Raw genomic sequence first — 17,442 nt, 5'->3', positions numbered from 1 at the left:
TTCCATCTCCGCCAGGCGCTCGGCCGCCCAGGTCTCGCGGGCATTGGCCGCTGCCCCGGGTTCATCGGCGGCATCCTCCAGGGCCAGTCGGGTCAGATACCCGGTATCGACCCGGTGAAAGTCCTCGGCAATACGCTGGCCATCACTGACGAACCCCAGCCCCAGGTGCTGATCGAGCAGTACGGACAGGACCTCGCCCAGCTCCTCGGCCTCGTCCAGCTTGGTCAGCACCAGCGCCGAGGGCTCCGCCTTGCGAAATGCCTCCAGCACCCGCCGCAATGCGCTCCCCTGGGTCGTCGCCGACACCACCAGCCAGCTCTCGGCCCGGATGTCCGGCGGCAGGTGCGCGAACAGGGATTCGTCCTCCACTGCACGCGGGGCCTGTCCCGCCGTATCCACCAGGATCAGGTGCCCATCCTCCACGCGGCGCGCCAGTTCGCGCAACTCTCTCGCGTTCTGCAGCACCCGCACCGAGATCCCCGCCATCTGGGCGAAGGCCTGCAACTGGCGCGTGGCCCCGATGCGCTGGCTGTCCAGGGTGACCAGCGTAACCGAATCCGGGCCCATGCGGCGGATCTGGCGCAGCGCGATGCGGGCCAGCGTGGTGGTCTTGCCAACGCCGGTGGGCCCGACCAGCGCCAGCAGGCCGCCCTCGTCCAGGATGTCCGGCCGGTGGGTGGCAATCGCGCCCGACAACCGCGCCCGCAGGCGTTCCCAGGCCTGTTCCGGCGAGCTGTCATCGAGAATGCTTCCGGCCAGGCTGCGCGCCAGGGCCTCGCTGAACCCGCGGTCGATCAGGCGCGCCTTGCATTCCGCCGCCAGCGGGTGGCGGGCCGCCCAGCGCGCCTCTTCGCTCTCCGCATACTGGCGCGTCATCAGGCTGCGCAGGTCGCGCAGCTCCTGCCGCATGGCGGTCAGCTCCGGGTCGGCCGGCCACGACGCCGCGGCCTGACCGGCGCCGCGCTCGCGAGCCGGCCGGGCGGTTGTGCTCGCTTCGCGGCTCGTCGCGGGCGCGTCCTGCGCGGCTACCGGCTCCGACGCTGCGCCGTCCTCCAGCGCCGCGACCACCTCGAGCCAGCCGTCGACCCGGCGACTGGACAGGATGACCGCGTCCTCGCCCTGCTGCTCGCGCACCTGGCGCATCGCGTCACGCATGTCCCGGGCCCGATATCGTCTGACGTTCATGCTTTTTCTCCTGCGCCGCTCGCGCGGCGGAACCCTTCATCGTGTTGTTCAGGCGGACTGCTTCTGCGACTCTTCCTGGCCGACGGTGGCGACCACCCGGATCCGGCGATTGTCCGGAATCTCGGTGAAGGCCAGCACGGTCAGACTGCGGACCGCGCCGCGCAGCCACCCGGCGATCCAGGAGCGGATCTCCGGTGCCACCACCAGGACCGCCGGCTGTCCGGCCGTCTCCTGGCGGCGGGCCGCATCGGCCACCGAGCGCTGCAGCCGCTCCGCCAGCCCGGGCTCCAGTCCAACCGTGCCGCCCGAGCTCCCCTGCAGGGACTTATGCAAGAGCTGTTCCAACGACGGATCCAGCGCGATCAGGGGCAGCTCGTCCTCCGGCCCCACCAGGTCCTGCACGATCGAGCGCGCCAGGGCCACCCGCACCGCCGCGGTCAAAGTGCCGGGATCCTGACTCTTGACCCCCTCGTCTGCCAGGGTTTCGGCGATCGTGCGCAGGTCGCGGATCGAGACCTGCTCGGCCAGCAGGTTCTGCAGCACCTTCAGCACGATGGACAGGGACAGCGTCTTGGGCACCAGGTTTTCCACCAGCTTCGGCGAATGGCGCGCCAGCTGGTCGAGCAGGTGCTGCGCCTCCTCGTGGCCGATCAGGCGATGCGCGTTCTCGCGGAACACCTGTGACAGATGGGTCGCGATCACCGTGGCGCAGTCGACCACGGTATAGCCGGCACCCTGGGCCTGGTCGCGGTCCGCCGGGTCGATCCACAGCGCATCCAGATTGAACGTCGGGTCCTTGGTCGGCGTGCCCGGCACCGTCCCGAACACCTCGCCCGGATTGATCGCCAGTTCGCGCTCGGGGAAGACCTCGGCCTCGGCCACGGTCACGCCCAGCAGGCTGATGCGGTAGGCATTCGGGCTCAGTTCGAGGTTGTCGCGGATATGCACCGGCTGCAGCAGGAATCCCAGCTCCTGCGAGAGCTTGCGCCGCACGCCCTTGATCCGGCCCATCAGCTGGCCGTCCTGGGTGCGATCCACCAGCGGGATCAGGCGATAGCCCACCTCCAGCGACACCAGATCCACCGGCGGCACGTCTTCCCAGGTCAGGTCGCGATCCTCGGACCGGGCCCCGCCCTCGTCCTCCTGCGGGATGCGCTCCACCTCCACCTCGGCCTCGCGGGCCTGGCGCTTGAGCAGGTATGCCCCGCCGAAGATCAGCGCGGCCAGGCCCAGGAACACGGCATTGGGCATGCCCGGCACGATCCCCAGTGCGGCGATCACACCCCCGGCCACGTACAGCACGCGCGGGTTGGAGAACATCTGGCCGAAGACCTGCTGCCCCATGTCCTGGCTGCTGGTCACGCGGGTCACGATGATCGCGGTCGCGGAGGACAGCACCAGCGACGGGATCTGCGCGACCAGACCATCGCCGATGGTCAGCAGCACGTAATTGGTCGCGGCATCGCCGATCGTCATGCCGTGCTGGACGGCCCCGATGGTCAGGCCGCCGATGATGTTCACGAACAGGATCAGGATGCCGGCGATCGCGTCACCGCGAACAAACTTGGAGGCCCCGTCCATGGAGCCATAGAAGTCCGCCTCGCTGGCGATCTCCTCGCGGCGCTTGCGCGCCTCTTCCTGGGTCAGGATGCCGGCGTTCAGGTCGGCGTCGATCGCCATCTGCTTGCCGGGCATGGAATCCAGGGTGAAGCGGGCGCTGACCTCGGAGACGCGCCCCGCGCCCTTGGTGACCACCACGAAGTTGATGATGATCAGGATGGCGAACACCACCAGGCCGACGGTGTAGTTGCCGCCCACCACGAAGTCGCCGAAGGCCTGGATCACCTTGCCCGCCGCGTCAGTCCCGGTATGGCCTTCCAGCAGGATCACCCGCGTAGACGCGATGTTCAGCGCCAGGCGCAGCAGCGTCGCGACCAGCAACACGGTCGGGAACACGGCGAATTCCAGCGGCCGCGGCGTATACACCGCAACCATGATCACCACCAGCGAAAGCGCGATATTGAAGGTGAACAGCACGTCCAGCGCCAGCGGCGGGAGCGGCAGCACCATCATCGACAGCATGGCGATCAGCAGGATCGGCGCGCCGAGTCCCCACTTGCCGACGTTCCCGAGGCGGTCGAAGAAGGCCATCAGCGATCCCTCCGCTTGCCGCGCTGCTTGTCCGGATCGAGGTAATCCTCCGGCACTGGCAGGTCATCCGGCATCTGCGCGTCGGCGTCGGCCCGCTTGAGCTGGTAGACATAGGCCAGGATGCGTGCGACGGCGACGAACAGGCCGTTGGGGATCTCCTGGTTCAGGTCCGTGGTGAAATAGATCGCGCGGGCGACGCGCGGCGCCTCGACGCGGACGATCGCGTGTTCGTCGGCGACCGCACGGATCGAGGCCGCGACCTCGTCGGCGCCCTTGGCCACTACCTTGGGCGCCGCCATGCGCGAGGCCTCGTAGACGATGGCCACGGCGTAATGGGTCGGGTTGGTGATGATCACGTCGGCCTTCGGGACCTCCTCCATCATCCGCCGCTGCGCCATCTCCTGCTGCAGCTGGCGGACCTTCTGCTTGACCTCCGGCTTGCCGTCGGTCTCCTTGTATTCGTCCTTGACCTCCTGGCGGGTCATGCGCAGCTGCTTCTGGTGGTTCCACATCTGGAACGGCGCATCGATGGCGGCGACCACGATCAGCGCGGCCGATACCGCGATAAAGGTCCCCAGCACCAGCTGGGCGGTATGCGCGATACCCTGATGGATCGGCTCGTAGCCCAGCATCAGCAGGCGATCGGAAAAGGTGGCGAGCACCGCGACCGCGACGCTGGAGATCAGCACGAACTTGGCGAAGGTCTTGCCGAACTCCATCAGCCCCTGCCAGGAGAAGATGCGCTTGAGCCCCTTTCCGGGATTCAGCTTGGAGGCCTTCGGGGCCGCCGCCTTCCAGGAAAAGTTCGCGCCCCCGATCACGATCGGCGCCATCACGGCCGCAACGATCAACACCCCGAACAGCGGAAACAACGTGCGCAGGGTGCGGAAGATCTCCTGGGCGAGGTAGGGCAGCAGCAGCGAGGAGTCGTACGCCATTTCGGGATCGAAATCGAAACGACTGCTCATCTGTTCAGCGAGTTGCGCGCCCATGTTCGGGCCGTACATCAACATGAACGCCCCCGCGGTCATCAGCACCAGGAAGGTGCTGAGCTCGCGCGAGCGCGGGACCTGACCCTTCTCCTTCGCCTCGCGCAGGCGTTTCGGAGTGGGCTCTTCGGTTTTTTCCTGCCCGTTCTCGTTCTCGGCCATGTCAGAACCCCATCCGGGTCTGCATCAGGTGGAAGGCCTCGAGCATCAGCTCCCCGAAGCGTTCCGGCAGCCCCGGAAATGTGAACATGAGCAGCACGAAGCCGATCAGGATCATCATCGGGAAGCCCACTGCGAAGATGTTGAGCTGCGGCGAGGCGCGGGTGATCACGCCCATGGAGATATTCACCAGCAGCAGCGAGGCGACCGCCGGAAGCGCCACCAGCACCGCTCCAACGAACATCGTCGATCCGAACGCGACCAGCGCGTAGAAGGCCTCCGCGTTCAGGCCGGTCGGCGCGATCGGCATGGTCTCGAAGCTGGTCAGCATCAGTTCCAGCGCGATCAGATGGCCGTTCATCGCCAGGAACAGCAGGGTCGAGAAGATCACGAAGATGGTCGACACCACTGGCACCTGCACGCCCTGGGCCGGGTCCACGATGGACGCGAAACCCAGCCCCATGCCCAGCGCGATCACCTCGCCCGCCTGGGTCACGGCGGAGAAGACCATCTGCAGGATGAAGCCCATGAACACCCCGATCGCGATCTGGTGCAGCGTTACCACCACGCCTTCGAGGCTCAGGGGGTCGATATCCGGCAGCACCGGCCCCTGCATGGCGACGAAGATGGCCAGCAGCAGCGCCAGCCCCATGCGCACCCGAGCGTTGACCGTGTCGGCGCCGAAGATCGGCATGGCGACGAGCATGGCGCCAATGCGCGCGAACGGCCACAGGACCGCCCCCACCCACAGCACCAGCTGTTCCGCCGCCAGAGTCATCGGTCTACCCCACCATCCCCGGCGCGCCCTCGTAGAGGCGCTCGGTGTAGTCGATCAGCAGCGCCAGCATCCAGTGCCCACTGATCAGGAGGGCCGCGAACATGGCCAGCAGCTTGGGGATGAACGACAGGGTCATTTCCTGCACCTGGGTGGCGGCCTGAAGCATGCCGATCGCCAGGCCCACCGCCAGCGCGGTCAGCAGCGGCGGCGCGGCCAGAAGAACCACCACCGTGAGCGTCTCGCGCCCGATATCGACCACCAATTCAGGTGTCATCGGAACCTCCTAAACAAAAAAGCTGGTGGCAAGGGTGTTCATCATCAGCGCCCAGCCATCGACCAGAACGAACAGCATCACCTTGAACGGCAACGAGATGATCAGCGGCGAGAGCATCACCATCCCCATCGACATCAGGACCGAGGCCACCACCAGGTCGATGATCAGAAACGGGATCAGGATCAGGAAGCCGATCTGGAACGCGGTCTTGAGTTCGCTGGTGATAAACGCCGGCACCAGCAGGCTTAGCGGGATATCGTCGGCATCCTCGAAGCCGTCGATCCCGTTGATCTCGGCGAACATCGCCAGGTCACTCTCGCGGGTATGCGCCAGCATGAACTCGCGCAGGGGCTGCACCCCGGCCTGCAGCACCTCCTCGGTCCCCATCTCCTCGTTCACGTAGGGCACAAACGCGGTGTCGTAGATCTCCTCGAACACCGGGGCCATCACGAACAGGGTCAGGAAAAACGCCAGACCGATCAGGATCTGGTTGGACGGTGTCTGGGTCGTACCCAGGCCCTGGCGCAGGATGGCCAGCACCACCAGGATGCGCGTAAACGCGGTCATCATGATCAGGATCGACGGCAGCAGGGTCAGCAGCGTCATCAGCAGGATGATCTGCAGCGTCACCGAATAGGTCTCGCCACCATCCCCGTTGGTGGTCACCGTCAGGGCCTCGATGCCCTGCGCGACCTGCGCTCCGGCCAGGCCCGGCAGGGCCAGCAGAGCCAGCCCCAGCCCAATCCGCAGCAGCACCGACATCACGACTGCCCCCGCTCGCCGGTGACCGGCGCACGCCGCGTCACCGCGCGCTTCAACGCGCTCGAGAAGTCCGGGGTCTCGCCGGCCGGGGCCAGTACCGGTTCGTTCATGGTGTGCAGCGTGCGCATGCCGGCGGGCCCAACCCCGACCAGGACCTGTTCGTCCCCGACCTGGACCAGCACCAGGCGCTCGCGCGCGCCCACCGAGCGCGCCGCGACGATCTCGATCACCTGGGAGCCGCGATTGAGCCCGCCCTGTGTGCGCCGTAGGACCCAGCCCAGCACCACGATCGCGCCGATCACCAGGACCAGACCGCCGATCAGCTGGGCCAGATACCCGGCGGCGCCGCCGCTACCCCCCTCGGCGAGGGCGGTCAGTGGCCAGAGGCTCCCCGTAACGGCCGTCAGGACGAGGGCCGCGATGTGCGTATAGCGTTGATTCATGGCTATTTAAGCTTGCGGATCCGTTCGCTGGGGCTGATCACGTCGGTCAGCCGGATACCGAACTTTTCGTTGACCACCACCACCTCGCCATGCGCAATCAGCGTCCCGTTCACCAGCACGTCCAGCGGCTCGCCGGCCAGGCGGTCCAGCTCCACCACCGAGCCCTGATTCAGCTGGAGGAGGTTGCGGATCGGGATGCGCGTGCGACCGATCTCCATGGAGATGGTCACCGGTACATCCAGGACCATCTCCAGGTTCAGCTCCTCCCCGTCGCCCTGCACCACGCCGGAGAGCTGCTCCGGCTGCAGGGCCTCCGCGCCCGGGTCCGGCTTGTGCTTGCGTTCCCGCTTCTCGGCCTTCGGCGCTTCCTGCGCCGGGTCCTCGGACGCCCCGCCCTGTGCCTCGTTCAGCAGCGCGTCGGGGTCGGCGGCTGCCTCGCCATCCTCGTCCTTCTGCTCCGCCAGGGCGGCCGCCCACTCGTCGGCCAGGGCCTGGTCATCGGAACCGCCCTCCGTCTCCGGATTCTCGGCGGCGGCCTCCGCGTCGGGGCCGGGGGTGTCCTGTTTGGGATCGTCGGTGTCTGCCATGCTGCGGCCCTCTATCGTTTGATGATCCGTTCCGAAATCTGGATCGCATTCAGCCCATTGGATACGCCGAACTTCCCGCGGAACATCGGGATGTCTTCGACCTGCAGGGAAATCTTTTCGGGGAGATCAACCGGGATGATGTCGCCCGGCTGGATATCCAGCAGCTCGCGCACGGTCACCTCGGTCTCGGCCAGGATGGAGCTGATCTCGACCTCGGCGGTCTGGATCTCCTCCTGGAGTGCGTGCATCCAGCGCTGGTCCACGTCGGAGCGGTCCGACTGGATACCGGTATCCAGCTGCTCGCGGATCGGCTCGATCATCGAGTACGGCAGGGTCACGTGCAGGTTGCCGCCGCCCCCGTCGAGCTCGATGTGGAACTCGCTGATCACCACGATCTCGGTCGGCGAGACGATATTCGCGAACTGCGGGTTGACCTCGGAGTTCAGGAACTCGAACTCCAGCTCCATGACCGGCTGCCAGGCCTTCTGCATGTCCTCGAACGCGCCTTCCAGCACGCCGTGCACCACCTTCATCTCCATCGGGGTGAAGTCACGCCCCTCGATGCGGGTGTAGTAGCGCCCGTCGCCGCCGAAGAAGTTGTCCACCAGGATGAACACCAGCTTCGGGTCGAACACAAACAGCCCGGTACCGTGCAACGGATGCGCGCGCACCAGGTTCAGGCTGGTGGGCACGAACAGCGAATGCATGTACTCGGAGAACTTGGTGATGCGGGTGCCGACCACCGAGATCTCGGCGGAGCGACGCAGCACGTTGAACAGACGGACCCGCAGGTGGCGCGCGAAGCGCTCGTTGATCATCTCCAGCGTGGGCATGCGCCCACGCACGATCCGGTCCTGGGTGGCGAAGTTGAATTCGCGTGCCTGGCCATCACTCGGATACGGGTCTTCGGTCTCGACGTCGCCCTCGTCCACGCCGTGCAGGAGGGCATCGATCTCGTCCTGGCTGAGGATATCCGTCTGTGCCATGACGGGGCTCCTACTGCATCACCAGTTCGTTGAACAGCACGGCCTCGACCGCGTCCGGGGCATCGCGGGAACGCAGAATCCCGGCGATCGTCTCTTTCAGCTCTTCCGCCAGGGCCTCCTTGCCCGCGCGGGTATTGAGATCCTCGTAGCGCTGTTCCGCCAGGATGCCCAGGAGGTCGTTTCGGATTGCCGGCAGGTGTCGTTCGAAGGCCTCGGCGACCGCCGGGTCATGGGTCACCAGCGACAGTTCCGCGCGCAGGTAGCGGATGCGCCCCGGGGCCTCGATGTTCACCGTCATCGGCTCGAGGCTGGTGTACAGCCGCTCGGGCGGGCCGGCTTCGACCTGCTCGGTATCGTCACCGTCCGCCATCAGGAAGAACCAGGCGGCGGCCGCACCGCCGGCTACGAGAAACAGGACGACCAGGATCAGGACGATCAGCTTGCCCTTCCCGCCCTTCTTCGGGGCGCCGCCTTCGTCGTCGTCCAGATTGACTTCCTTCTCTGCCATATCGCACCCGCTGTCCGGTAAACCGAGGATTCGTTCTCGGTACAGACCATAGCAAGGCTGATGCCAGAAGTCGTTTTAGTCTTTGTAATCCGTCAGTTACGCTTGTTTACTGGCGGTTTTCCGGGGTAAACGCGGGCGCGGAAAACATGAAGAACGTCAAGAATCGGCCGCCCGGCCGCCGTGAAAGACGGAATCTTGGCGGCACACGGGAACATGGGGGAAGCCGGCATAAGCGCAGGAACGGGCCTGCAGCCACGGCCGCAGGCCGCGGCTGCACCCAAGCACGGCCGGTCAGGCAAACAGGTCCAGGCGCCGGTTCAGCATGGAGAGCGTGCTGCCATCGGCGGCCTCGCGGTCCTCGGCCTCGGCGGCCTCGTCATCCGCCGCGAGCGCCGTCTCGCCGGCCTCCTGCTCCGCCTGCTCCTCGGCCGCGTGGTCGGACACGGTCGCATCGTCCAGCATCAGGCCGCTCTCGGCCAGGCTGTCACGCAGGCGCGGCATGGCCGCCTCCAGCACCTCGCGGGTCACCGGATTGGCACTGATGAACTGGATACTGGTGCGATCACCCTCGACCAGCACACGCACATCCAGGCTGCCCAGTTGCGGCGGGTGCAGCTTGAGTTCGGTACGCCCGCCCTGCGCCTGGGCCAGCATGCGAACCTGGTCGGCCAGCTCCCGGGCCCCGTTGGGCTGCTGCAGGAGTCGTGTCAGATCGAGGCGCGGCAGCGCCCGCGCCCCGTCCGTCCCTTCGGCCTGCCCGAGCCCCTGGGCCGGCAGCACCCCGCTCAGGGGGTCGGAACGGCCGCGGCGCGCCTCGTCACCCCCCTGCCCCATCCACTGGGCGAGGATCTCCAGGACGTTGTCGCGGGCCATGCCTCCCTGCGCACCCACCACGTCGGGCTTCAGGGCAACCGCGCCATCCCGTCCGGCATTGGCCTGGGCCGCTTCGACGAACAGCCGCATGACCGCGGCCGGCAGCGGCTTCACCGGCAGGGCCCGCTCCTCGCCTCCTCCCCGGGCCGGGGTACCTTCGGCGCGGGGCACCTCGGCTCGTCCCGGTTCCTGGGTCGCAGCCATCAGCGCGGCGACCGGCAAGGTATTGCCACCCCCTTCGGGATCCGCGGCCAGGGGCTGCCCGTCCAGCAAGTCCTGGAGTCGCGCCAGCATCGCCTCCAGGTCCAGGCCTTCCAGTTCCTCGCCGGGAACGCCCAGGCTGGCCAGCAGCGACTCCATCTGGGGCTCCAGGATGGCCAGGAAGTCCTCGCCGTCCTGGCCCTTGAGGCGGCCTTGCAGGCCTTTCAGGTCGTCCAGGCCCTGCATCGAGCTGCCGCCCAGCAGTTGCAGCAGCGGCAGCATGCCCTGGCCCGTATTCTGTGTTGCGATCATTGCCGAATCCTCGGTCTGCCGGGGTCATCCCCGGGCCCATGCCTCAATCGATACTCAGGGTCCATTCAAGAACCCTGCCAACGCGCGTCTGCCTCGCGCGCATGGGCCTGGCGGGTGGCCCACATATCCTGTTCTGTCTGCTGGCGCCGCGCGTCATGCCGCGCGGTCTCGGCCCGCCGGCGCTCGAGCAGCTTCTCCAGCGATAGGCTGTTTCGATGGCGTTCCAGCCACTCCTGGCGCGCCGTCTCCACCTGGGACTCGGCCGCCTGGATGCGCAGATCCTGCTGCTCCAGCGCGGAGCGCAGCTGGTCGCGCATGCCGGCCAGCCACTTCAGCGCATTGGCATCGTCCGGCAGGGTTGCCTGCAGGTATTCCCGCTGATAGGTCTCCAGGCGCTCGCGCTGGCCGGCGATGGCATCCAGTTGCTGCAGCCGCTCGCCCAGCTGGCGCGTCGCCTCGCTTTCCTCGATCTTGCGCAGCCGCAGCAGGCGCTCCAGGCGCTTCGGGTTCATGCCGCGCCACCCCCGACCAGTGCCAGCAGATCATCCCGGGCGCGGTCGAAGCTGACGGCCTCGTCGCGGCCCTGCCCCAGATAGGCCTCCAGGCGTTCATGCATCGCCACCGCCTCGTCCAGATGCGGATCGGCGCCCTTGCGGTAGGCCCCCACCGCGATGAGGTCGCGATTGCGCATGTAGGTGGCGGCCAGATCACGAAAGCGGCGGGCCGCGCGTTCGTGTTCCGGAGTGATCAGTGACGACATCACACGCGAGACCGACGCCCCGACATTAATGGCCGGGTAGCGGCCCGTCTCCGCGATCTCCCGCGAGAGCACCACATGACCGTCGAGGATGGCCCGCGCTGCGTCCACGATCGGGTCGTTCTGGTCATCACCCTCGGCCAGCACGGTGTAGAAGGCCGTGATCGAGCCCCCGCCGACATCGCCATTGCCCGCTCGCTCCACCAGCTGTGGCAGGCGCGCGAACACCGACGCCGCATAGCCTTTGGAAGCCGGTGGCTCGCCAATGGCCATCGCGATCTCCCGCGCCCCCTGGGCAAACCGGGTCAGGGAGTCCATCAGCAGGAGCACGTGCAGCCCCTGGTCCCGGAAATGCTCGGCCACCGCCGTGGCCACCCAGGCACCATGCTGGCGCAGCAGCGGCGACTGATCCGCGGGAACCGCGACCACCACGGTACGGGTACGCGACTCCTCGTCCAGGATCTCGTGGATGAACTCATTCACCTCGCGACCACGCTCGCCGATCAGGCCGACCACGATTACGTCCGCTGTGGTGTTGCGCGTCATCATGCCCAGCAGAACGCTCTTGCCGACCCCCGAACCCGCGAACAGGCCCAGCCGCTGGCCGCGCCCCACCGACAGCAGGCCGTTGATCGCCCGGATCCCGACATCCAGCGGCTCGCGCACGGGCGCGCGCTGCAGAGGGTTGATCGGACGCCCGGCCAGTGGCCCAAAATCATGGGTACGGATCGGCCCCTGGCCATCCAGGGGCGCCCCGTTGGCGTCGATCACCCGTCCCAGCAGCCCCTCGCCCACCGGGATCTGGCGCTGGTTGTCCAGCGGTTCGATGCGCGCCCCGGGCGTCAGCCCCGTCGCCAGCTCCTCCGGCATCAGGAAGGTGCGCTCGTTCTGAAAACCGACCACCTCCGCCGGCACCGGCTCCCCGGTTTCGCCGTGGATCAGGGCGCGCCCGCCAATCGGCAGGCGCAGACCCTCGGCCTCCAGCGTCAGGCCGGTCAGGCGCGACAGATGCCCCTCCGCCTGGGGCGGGTTGACCCGCTCCACGCGACCCCGGGACTGCTGCAACCGGTCCAGAAGCCCCGTGCTCAGACGTTCGCGGCCCTTGCGGCGCAGTTCGTCGATCGGAGTGCTCATGACTCCTCCGCATCCGGGCGGTCGGATGCCTGATGGGCGCTGTCATCCCGGGGCTCGGTGTCAGCGGCCGGGGCATACTCGCCGTTCCACAGGGCCTCGACCGCATGCTGCAAGCGCCGCTCCAGGCTCGCGTCCACGCTCGCCGCGCCCGCCTCCACCCGGCACCCGCCGCGTGCCAGGCCCGGATCCGGGACCCAGGTGATGCGCGCGTCCGCGCGCTCGGCGTAGGTCTCGACCAGCCCCTGGTCCTCCGGGTTCAGATGCACCCGCACCTCCTGGTTGCGTCCCGGCAACTGAGCCAGCGCGCCCTCGAGAACCGCCCGGATCTGCTCCGGCCGGGACTCCAGCTCGCTTTGCACGACCTTGCGCGCCAGGACCGTCACCAGGGCCAAAAGCTCCGGCTCCAGGGCGTCGGCTGCATCGGCCAGCGGATCGGCGAGACTGCCGGCCACCGCCTCCAGTGCGGCCACCGTTTCGCGCAGTTTCTTGTCCTCGCGCGCCCGGGCGGCCTTTTCCGCCTCCTTCTGGCCCAGTTCGTGGCCCTCGGCATAGCCAGCCTCGAAGCCGTTCTTGCGCGCCTCTTCCTCGATCGCCTCGATCTCGGCGGCGGTGGGCAGACGGCGCGGGGGATGGACACCGTCGTCACCGATCTCCGGCGGCTCCCACAGCGACGCCGAGGCGTCGGTATACAGCCTGGCCGCCGAGCTGTCGCTCACAACATGGCCTCGCTACCGCCACCGCCAAGCACAATGTCGCCGTTCTCGGCCAGGCGCCGAGCCACCGACAGGATCTCCTTCTGCGCGGCCTCGACCTCGCTGACTCGGACCGGGCCCTTGGCCTCGAGGTCCTCGCGCAGCATCTCGCCGGCGCGCTTGGACATGTTGCGGAAGATCTTGTCCTTCAGGTCGTCGTCGGCGCCCTTCAGCGCAAGCACCAGGGATTCGGTCTGGATCTCGCGCATCAGCGTCTGGATGCCACGGTCGTCGATATCCACCAGGTTATCGAAGACAAACATCTCTTCCTCGATACGCGTGCCCAGATCGGAATCCGACTCCTTGATCGTCTCCATGATCTCGGCCTCCCGCGAACCCTCCATCAGGTTCATGATGTTGGCCGCCGAGCGCACGCCCCCCAGCATCGAGGTCTTGCTCGCCGCATTACCGGAGAGTTGCCGGTCGAGGATCTCGTCGAGTTCCTGCAGGGCCTGGGGCTGCACGCCATCCATGGTGGCGATGCGCATCACGATGTCGGACTGCACCCGCGCGGGCAGGTACTGCAGGGTGTCGGAGGCCTGGTCGGAATCGAGATGGGACAGCACGATGGCCACGATCTGCGGATGCTCATTGCGCAGCATGTCCGCGATGGCGCGCGGGTCCAGCCACTTGAGGGCCTCGATGCCCTTGGAATTGCGTCCCAGCAGGATGCGGTCGATCAGGCCCGAGGCCTTGTCGCCCAGCGCGCTCTCCATGACGCTGCGCACGTATTCGTCGGCGCCCACGCCCAGCGCGGTCTGTTCCTGCACATGGGTGGAGAACTCGTGCAGCGCGGCGTTCACATCGCTGCGCGAGATGCGGTCCATCGAGGCCATGGCGGTGCCGATCTTCTGCACCTCCTTGGGCCCCATGTGGCGCATGACCTCGGCGGCGGCATCCTCGCCCAGGCTCATCATGAACACGGCGGCGCGCTCGGCGCCTTCCAGCTTGGAGTTCTTGTCAGCGGCCATCGTCACCCAACCAGGTCTTCATTACCTGCGCCACGCGCTTGGGATCCTCGCGGACCATCTCGCGCACGGCCTCCAGATCCATCTCCTGCTGATCCGGACCCTTGGGACCCGTCAGCGCGGCCACGGCCGAACCCTCGCTCGGCCCCATGCCGGCCTCGCCGCCGGACTCGTCGGTCAGGGCCTCGCGGTCATCCTCGCGCCGCGGGGGCGGTGCCGGACGCTTCATCAGTTGCTTCATTGCCGGGCGCACCACCGTCAGCAGGATGATCAGGGCCAGCAACAGCGCCGCCACGATCTTCAGCACCTCGATAAACCAGGGCTGCTCCCAGAAGGCGATCTCCTCCGCCGGGATCTCGTCCGCGGGCGCCTCGAACGGCGCGGTCACCACATTGATCGTATCGCCTCGTTCGGCGTTGAATCCAACCGCCTCGCGCACCAATGCCTCGATGCGCTCCAGTTCCTCGGCGTCCCGCGCCACCTGCACCGTCTCGCCGTCCTCGTTGACCTCCTGACGGAAGTCCACGACCACCGCGGTGGAGACCCGGCGCACGCCGCCCGGCATCTCGCGGATGTGGTTGATGCGGCGATCGACCTCGTAGTTTCTGGTCACGTTGGTGCTGCGACTGCCCGGGAGCGGCGCCGGAGCAGCGGCACCTTCCTCGCCCTCTTCCCCGACCACGCCGCCCTCGGGGGGCTGATTGGTCAGCGCGCCCGGGACGCCCCCGGCACCGCCTTCGGGACCCGTGCGCTCTTCCTCCCGGCTTTGTTCGGACCGCAGCGCGATGGTCTCGGGATCGTACAGCTCCTCGGTTCGCTCCACGCGCGAGAAATCAATATCGGCATTGACCTGAACGCGCACCTTGTCGCGCCCGACGATCGGGATCAGGAGATCCCGAACGCGGTCGGTATAGCGGTTCTCCACATCCCGTGTGAAGTTCAGGCGATCGCCACTGCCGCCCATGCCCGCCTCGCCGCCGTCCTGGGTCAGCAGCGTGCCGCGCTGGTCGACCACGGTGACCCGCTCGGGATCCAGATCCGAGGTGCTGGAGGCCACCAGATGCACGATGGCCCCCACCTGCGTCTCGCTCAGGGATCGTCCGCCGCGCAGGTGCACCACCACGGAGGCGCTGGCCGGCCGGCGGTCGCGCACGAACACCGACTGTTCCCCCTCGGCAATGTGCACCCGCGCGCGATCCACCGCATCCAGGGAGGCGACCGTGCGCGCCAGCTCGCCTTCCATCGCCCGGTGATGACGCGCCCCCTCGATCATCCGACTGGTGCCAAGCCCGGTGTCCTCCTGCAACAGTTCGAAGCCGAGGTCGCCGGAGCGCGGCAGCCCTTCGCCGGCCAGCTGCAGCCGCGCGTCGGCGACATCGCCCTGCGGGACCTTCACCTGCCCGGTCGTGGAATCCACCTGGTACTGGATGCCGGCCTGGGACAGCACCTGCACGACCTCGGCCGCGTCCTCGGCGTCCATGCGCGGGAACAGCGGCACGTAGGTGGGGCGCATGGCCCAGTAGAGCAGCGCCACGATCACCACGATCGCGCCGGCCAGCATCCCGATCAGGGCAAGCTGGCGGCCCGCGGGCATCCCGTTGAACTCCTTGAATCCCCCGGTCACCACCGCGGGCAGGGACTGTGCATTGTCGGCCATCGTCCGTTCTCTCCCTCAGCCCGTCCGGCCGATCAGACCTGCATCCGCATGATTTCCTGGTACGCCGTCAGCAGCCGGTTGCGTACCTGGTTGGTCGCCTCGAAGGCGATACTGGACTTGCTCATTGCGGTCATCACCTGCGGCAGGCTGACGCTGTCGTCGCCCAGCTCGAAGCGCGTCTGCAGATCCGTAGCGGCCTGTTGGGTCTGGTTCACGCCGCGCAGCGACTCGGTCAGCACGTTCTGGAAATCCACCCCGCCCACCCGCTGCGGTTCGCGATTGGGCTGGGCCGGGTTGGTCCCCTCGATCCCGCTGGTCTGCGTCAGCTGACGCATCTGCTGCAGGACGTTCTGAATCTGCATCTCGCTCATCTTTCCTACCCTCGGGGGTTCTCGCTATGGCGACCCGGCGCTCTGCACGGAACCCTTGTGCTCCCATGTGCGCGGCTTACCGTTTTCTTCAAAACTCCAAGCAATCCATATGCCAGCCTCGCTGGGCGTCATCCCGACGCCGGAACCGCAAAGCCGTTCTCGCGCAGGCGCGCAATCTTGTAACGCAATGTTCTGGGGCTGATTCCCAGTCGGTCCGCGGCCTCCTTGCGCCGCCCGCCGGACTCGCGCAGGACATTCAGGATCACCCGGCTCTCCTGGGTCTGCAGGGTCTGCTCCAGCATCGGCGTCGGGTTTTCGTCGCTGGCCGACCACTCGGGCGTGTTCATCCGGATCGCCTGATTGCCGGAGTCGCCCGAGCTCCAGGGCGCCAGCATGTCCGCATCCAGCCAGACCGCCTCCAGCGTCACCCGGTCGTCATCGCCTTCGTGCAGCGTGATCGCGCGCTCCATCACATTGGCCAGCTCGCGGACATTGCCCGGCCAGTCGTGCTCCCGCAGTCGCCGCTGCGCCGCGGCGTCCAGTTCCCCCAGGCGCCCGCGGCTCAGCCGCCGCAGCAGGGCCTGTGCCAGTGGCACGATATCCTCCGGGCGCTCCCGCAGCGGCGGGATGCAAAGCGGGAAGACGTTCAGGCGGTAATACAGATCCTCGCGCAAGTGGCCTTCGGCCACCGCCTCGCGCAGATCGCGATTGGAGGTGGCGATCACCCGTACATCCACACGCTGCGCCTGGCGCCCGCCCAGCGGCTCTACCTCCCGCTCCTGCAGCGCCCGCAGCAGCTTGGCCTGCAGGTGCACGGGGATTTCGGTCACCTCGTCCAGCAGCAGGGTCCCGCCGTGGGCCCGCTGGAACTTGCCGGGCCGGGCCTCCAGCGCGCCGGTGAAGGCGCCCTTGGCATGCCCGAAGAGCATCGCCTCCAGCATGGCCTCCGGGAGCGCGGCGCAGTTGATCGCCTCGAACGGCCCGCGGCTGCGGGGGGAGCGCGCGTGCAGCTGCCGCGCCAGCACCTCCTTGCCCACCCCTGACTCGCCGGTCACGAAGACCGTGGCGGCGCTGCGCGCGATCCGAGATACAAAACGATCGATCCCCTGCATCGCCGCGCTGCGAGCCACCAGCGTCGGCGCCTCGAATTCCTGCGCCGAGACCAGCAGCGGCCGCAGCCACTCGGCCAGGGTGTCCGCCATCTCCGGCAGGGCAAAGTGCGCGTCCACCCCGGCTCGCATGGCCGACAGCTCGCGTTCGCGACTGGCCTCCAGACTGATCGCGGCGACGCAAGATCGCGGTTCGGGAAGGGCTTCTCCGCTCAGGGCGGGGTCACCGCCCAGCAGCACCGCTGCGGGACGGACCCCTTCCACGGTTTGCGGCAGGTCGGCCGCTTTGCAGGCCTGCAGTCGGACTCGAGGAATCGTAGCCAGGACCCGGACCACGGCCTCGCGCAGTGCCGGATCGGCATCCACCAACAGGATTGTGGCTCGCGACATGAACGTCTTCCCATAGAGATTCGGGGAAGGTTCAGCAAAAAACGCGCCATCGTTACAGGTTATTGATTAAGCGGGGTTTTATCCAAACCGGGAGGC

General features: G+C 67.6%; 17 protein-coding genes and 1 pseudogene. All 18 read right to left on the bottom strand.

Annotated features, from left to right (window positions below):
- Window positions 1-77 precede the first annotated feature (77 nt).
- Window positions 78-1,185: pseudogene (gene flhF, locus D103_RS0100735) on the bottom strand (flagellar biosynthesis protein FlhF); the annotation flags it as partial.
- Window positions 1,186-1,233: 48 nt separating this feature from the next.
- Complete coding sequence (gene flhA, locus D103_RS0100730; RefSeq protein ID WP_018866259.1) at window positions 1,234-3,336, bottom strand: flagellar biosynthesis protein FlhA; 2,103 nt, start codon at window positions 3,334-3,336, stop codon at window positions 1,234-1,236.
- Complete coding sequence (gene flhB / locus D103_RS0100725) at window positions 3,336-4,487, bottom strand: flagellar biosynthesis protein FlhB (protein ID WP_018875435.1); 1,152 nt, start codon at window positions 4,485-4,487, stop codon at window positions 3,336-3,338. Before flhB ends, flhA begins: the two co-directional genes overlap by 1 nt.
- Before the next feature lies 1 nt (window position 4,488).
- Window positions 4,489-5,262: a flagellar biosynthetic protein FliR gene (gene fliR / locus D103_RS0100720; protein ID WP_018866257.1), complete on the bottom strand. Its 774-nt coding sequence runs from the start codon at window positions 5,260-5,262 to the stop codon at window positions 4,489-4,491.
- 4 nt (window positions 5,263-5,266) lie between these two features.
- Window positions 5,267-5,536 (bottom strand): flagellar biosynthesis protein FliQ, encoded by a 270-nt coding sequence (gene fliQ / locus D103_RS0100715; protein WP_018866256.1) that lies wholly within the window; start codon window positions 5,534-5,536, stop codon window positions 5,267-5,269.
- A 9-nt stretch (window positions 5,537-5,545) separates the two neighbouring features.
- Complete coding sequence (gene fliP / locus D103_RS0100710; protein WP_018866255.1) at window positions 5,546-6,298, bottom strand: flagellar type III secretion system pore protein FliP; 753 nt, start codon at window positions 6,296-6,298, stop codon at window positions 5,546-5,548.
- Window positions 6,298-6,741, bottom strand: a complete 444-nt coding sequence (gene fliO, locus D103_RS0100705) for a flagellar biosynthetic protein FliO (RefSeq protein ID WP_018875434.1) — start codon at window positions 6,739-6,741, stop codon at window positions 6,298-6,300. Before fliO ends, fliP begins: the two co-directional genes overlap by 1 nt.
- Before the next feature lie 2 nt (window positions 6,742-6,743).
- Window positions 6,744-7,328 carry a flagellar motor switch protein FliN gene (gene fliN, locus D103_RS0100700; protein WP_018875433.1) on the bottom strand — a complete coding sequence of 195 codons (585 nt, stop codon included), beginning with the start codon at window positions 7,326-7,328 and terminating at the stop codon, window positions 6,744-6,746.
- An 11-nt stretch (window positions 7,329-7,339) separates the two neighbouring features.
- On the bottom strand, window positions 7,340-8,314 hold the full coding sequence (fliM, locus tag D103_RS0100695) for a flagellar motor switch protein FliM (RefSeq protein WP_018866252.1): 975 nt from the start codon (window positions 8,312-8,314) through the stop codon (window positions 7,340-7,342).
- Between the two features lie 10 nt (window positions 8,315-8,324).
- Window positions 8,325-8,822: a flagellar basal body-associated protein FliL gene (gene fliL, locus D103_RS0100690; protein ID WP_018875432.1), complete on the bottom strand. Its 498-nt coding sequence runs from the start codon at window positions 8,820-8,822 to the stop codon at window positions 8,325-8,327.
- A 291-nt stretch (window positions 8,823-9,113) separates the two neighbouring features.
- Window positions 9,114-10,208 (bottom strand): flagellar hook-length control protein FliK, encoded by a 1,095-nt coding sequence (locus D103_RS0100685; RefSeq protein ID WP_018875431.1) that lies wholly within the window; start codon window positions 10,206-10,208, stop codon window positions 9,114-9,116.
- Between the two features lie 65 nt (window positions 10,209-10,273).
- Window positions 10,274-10,720, bottom strand: a complete 447-nt coding sequence (gene fliJ / locus D103_RS0100680) for a flagellar export protein FliJ (protein WP_018866249.1) — start codon at window positions 10,718-10,720, stop codon at window positions 10,274-10,276.
- Window positions 10,717-12,099: a FliI/YscN family ATPase gene (locus D103_RS0100675; protein ID WP_018875430.1), complete on the bottom strand. Its 1,383-nt coding sequence runs from the start codon at window positions 12,097-12,099 to the stop codon at window positions 10,717-10,719. Before D103_RS0100675 ends, fliJ begins: the two co-directional genes overlap by 4 nt.
- Window positions 12,096-12,815: a FliH/SctL family protein gene (locus D103_RS0100670; protein ID WP_018875429.1), complete on the bottom strand. Its 720-nt coding sequence runs from the start codon at window positions 12,813-12,815 to the stop codon at window positions 12,096-12,098. The genes D103_RS0100675 and D103_RS0100670 overlap by 4 nt, the downstream gene beginning before the upstream one ends.
- Window positions 12,812-13,822 (bottom strand): flagellar motor switch protein FliG, encoded by a 1,011-nt coding sequence (gene fliG, locus D103_RS0100665; RefSeq protein WP_018866246.1) that lies wholly within the window; start codon window positions 13,820-13,822, stop codon window positions 12,812-12,814. The genes D103_RS0100670 and fliG overlap by 4 nt, the downstream gene beginning before the upstream one ends.
- A complete protein-coding gene (fliF, locus tag D103_RS0100660; protein WP_018866245.1) occupies window positions 13,812-15,476 on the bottom strand; it encodes a flagellar basal-body MS-ring/collar protein FliF in 1,665 nt (554 codons plus the stop codon). The genes fliG and fliF overlap by 11 nt, the downstream gene beginning before the upstream one ends.
- A 32-nt stretch (window positions 15,477-15,508) precedes the next feature.
- Window positions 15,509-15,847 carry a flagellar hook-basal body complex protein FliE gene (gene fliE / locus D103_RS0100655; protein WP_018875428.1) on the bottom strand — a complete coding sequence of 113 codons (339 nt, stop codon included), beginning with the start codon at window positions 15,845-15,847 and terminating at the stop codon, window positions 15,509-15,511.
- Window positions 15,848-15,975: 128 nt separating this feature from the next.
- Window positions 15,976-17,346, bottom strand: a complete 1,371-nt coding sequence (locus D103_RS0100650; RefSeq protein WP_018875427.1) for a sigma-54-dependent Fis family transcriptional regulator — start codon at window positions 17,344-17,346, stop codon at window positions 15,976-15,978.
- Window positions 17,347-17,442 lie beyond the last annotated feature (96 nt).

The sequence above is a fragment of the Thioalkalivibrio sp. ALE31 genome (genome assembly GCF_000377405.1).
Classification (GTDB): Bacteria; Pseudomonadota; Gammaproteobacteria; order Ectothiorhodospirales; family Ectothiorhodospiraceae; genus Thioalkalivibrio.
This window is presented reverse-complemented; position numbering and strand designations above follow the sequence as displayed.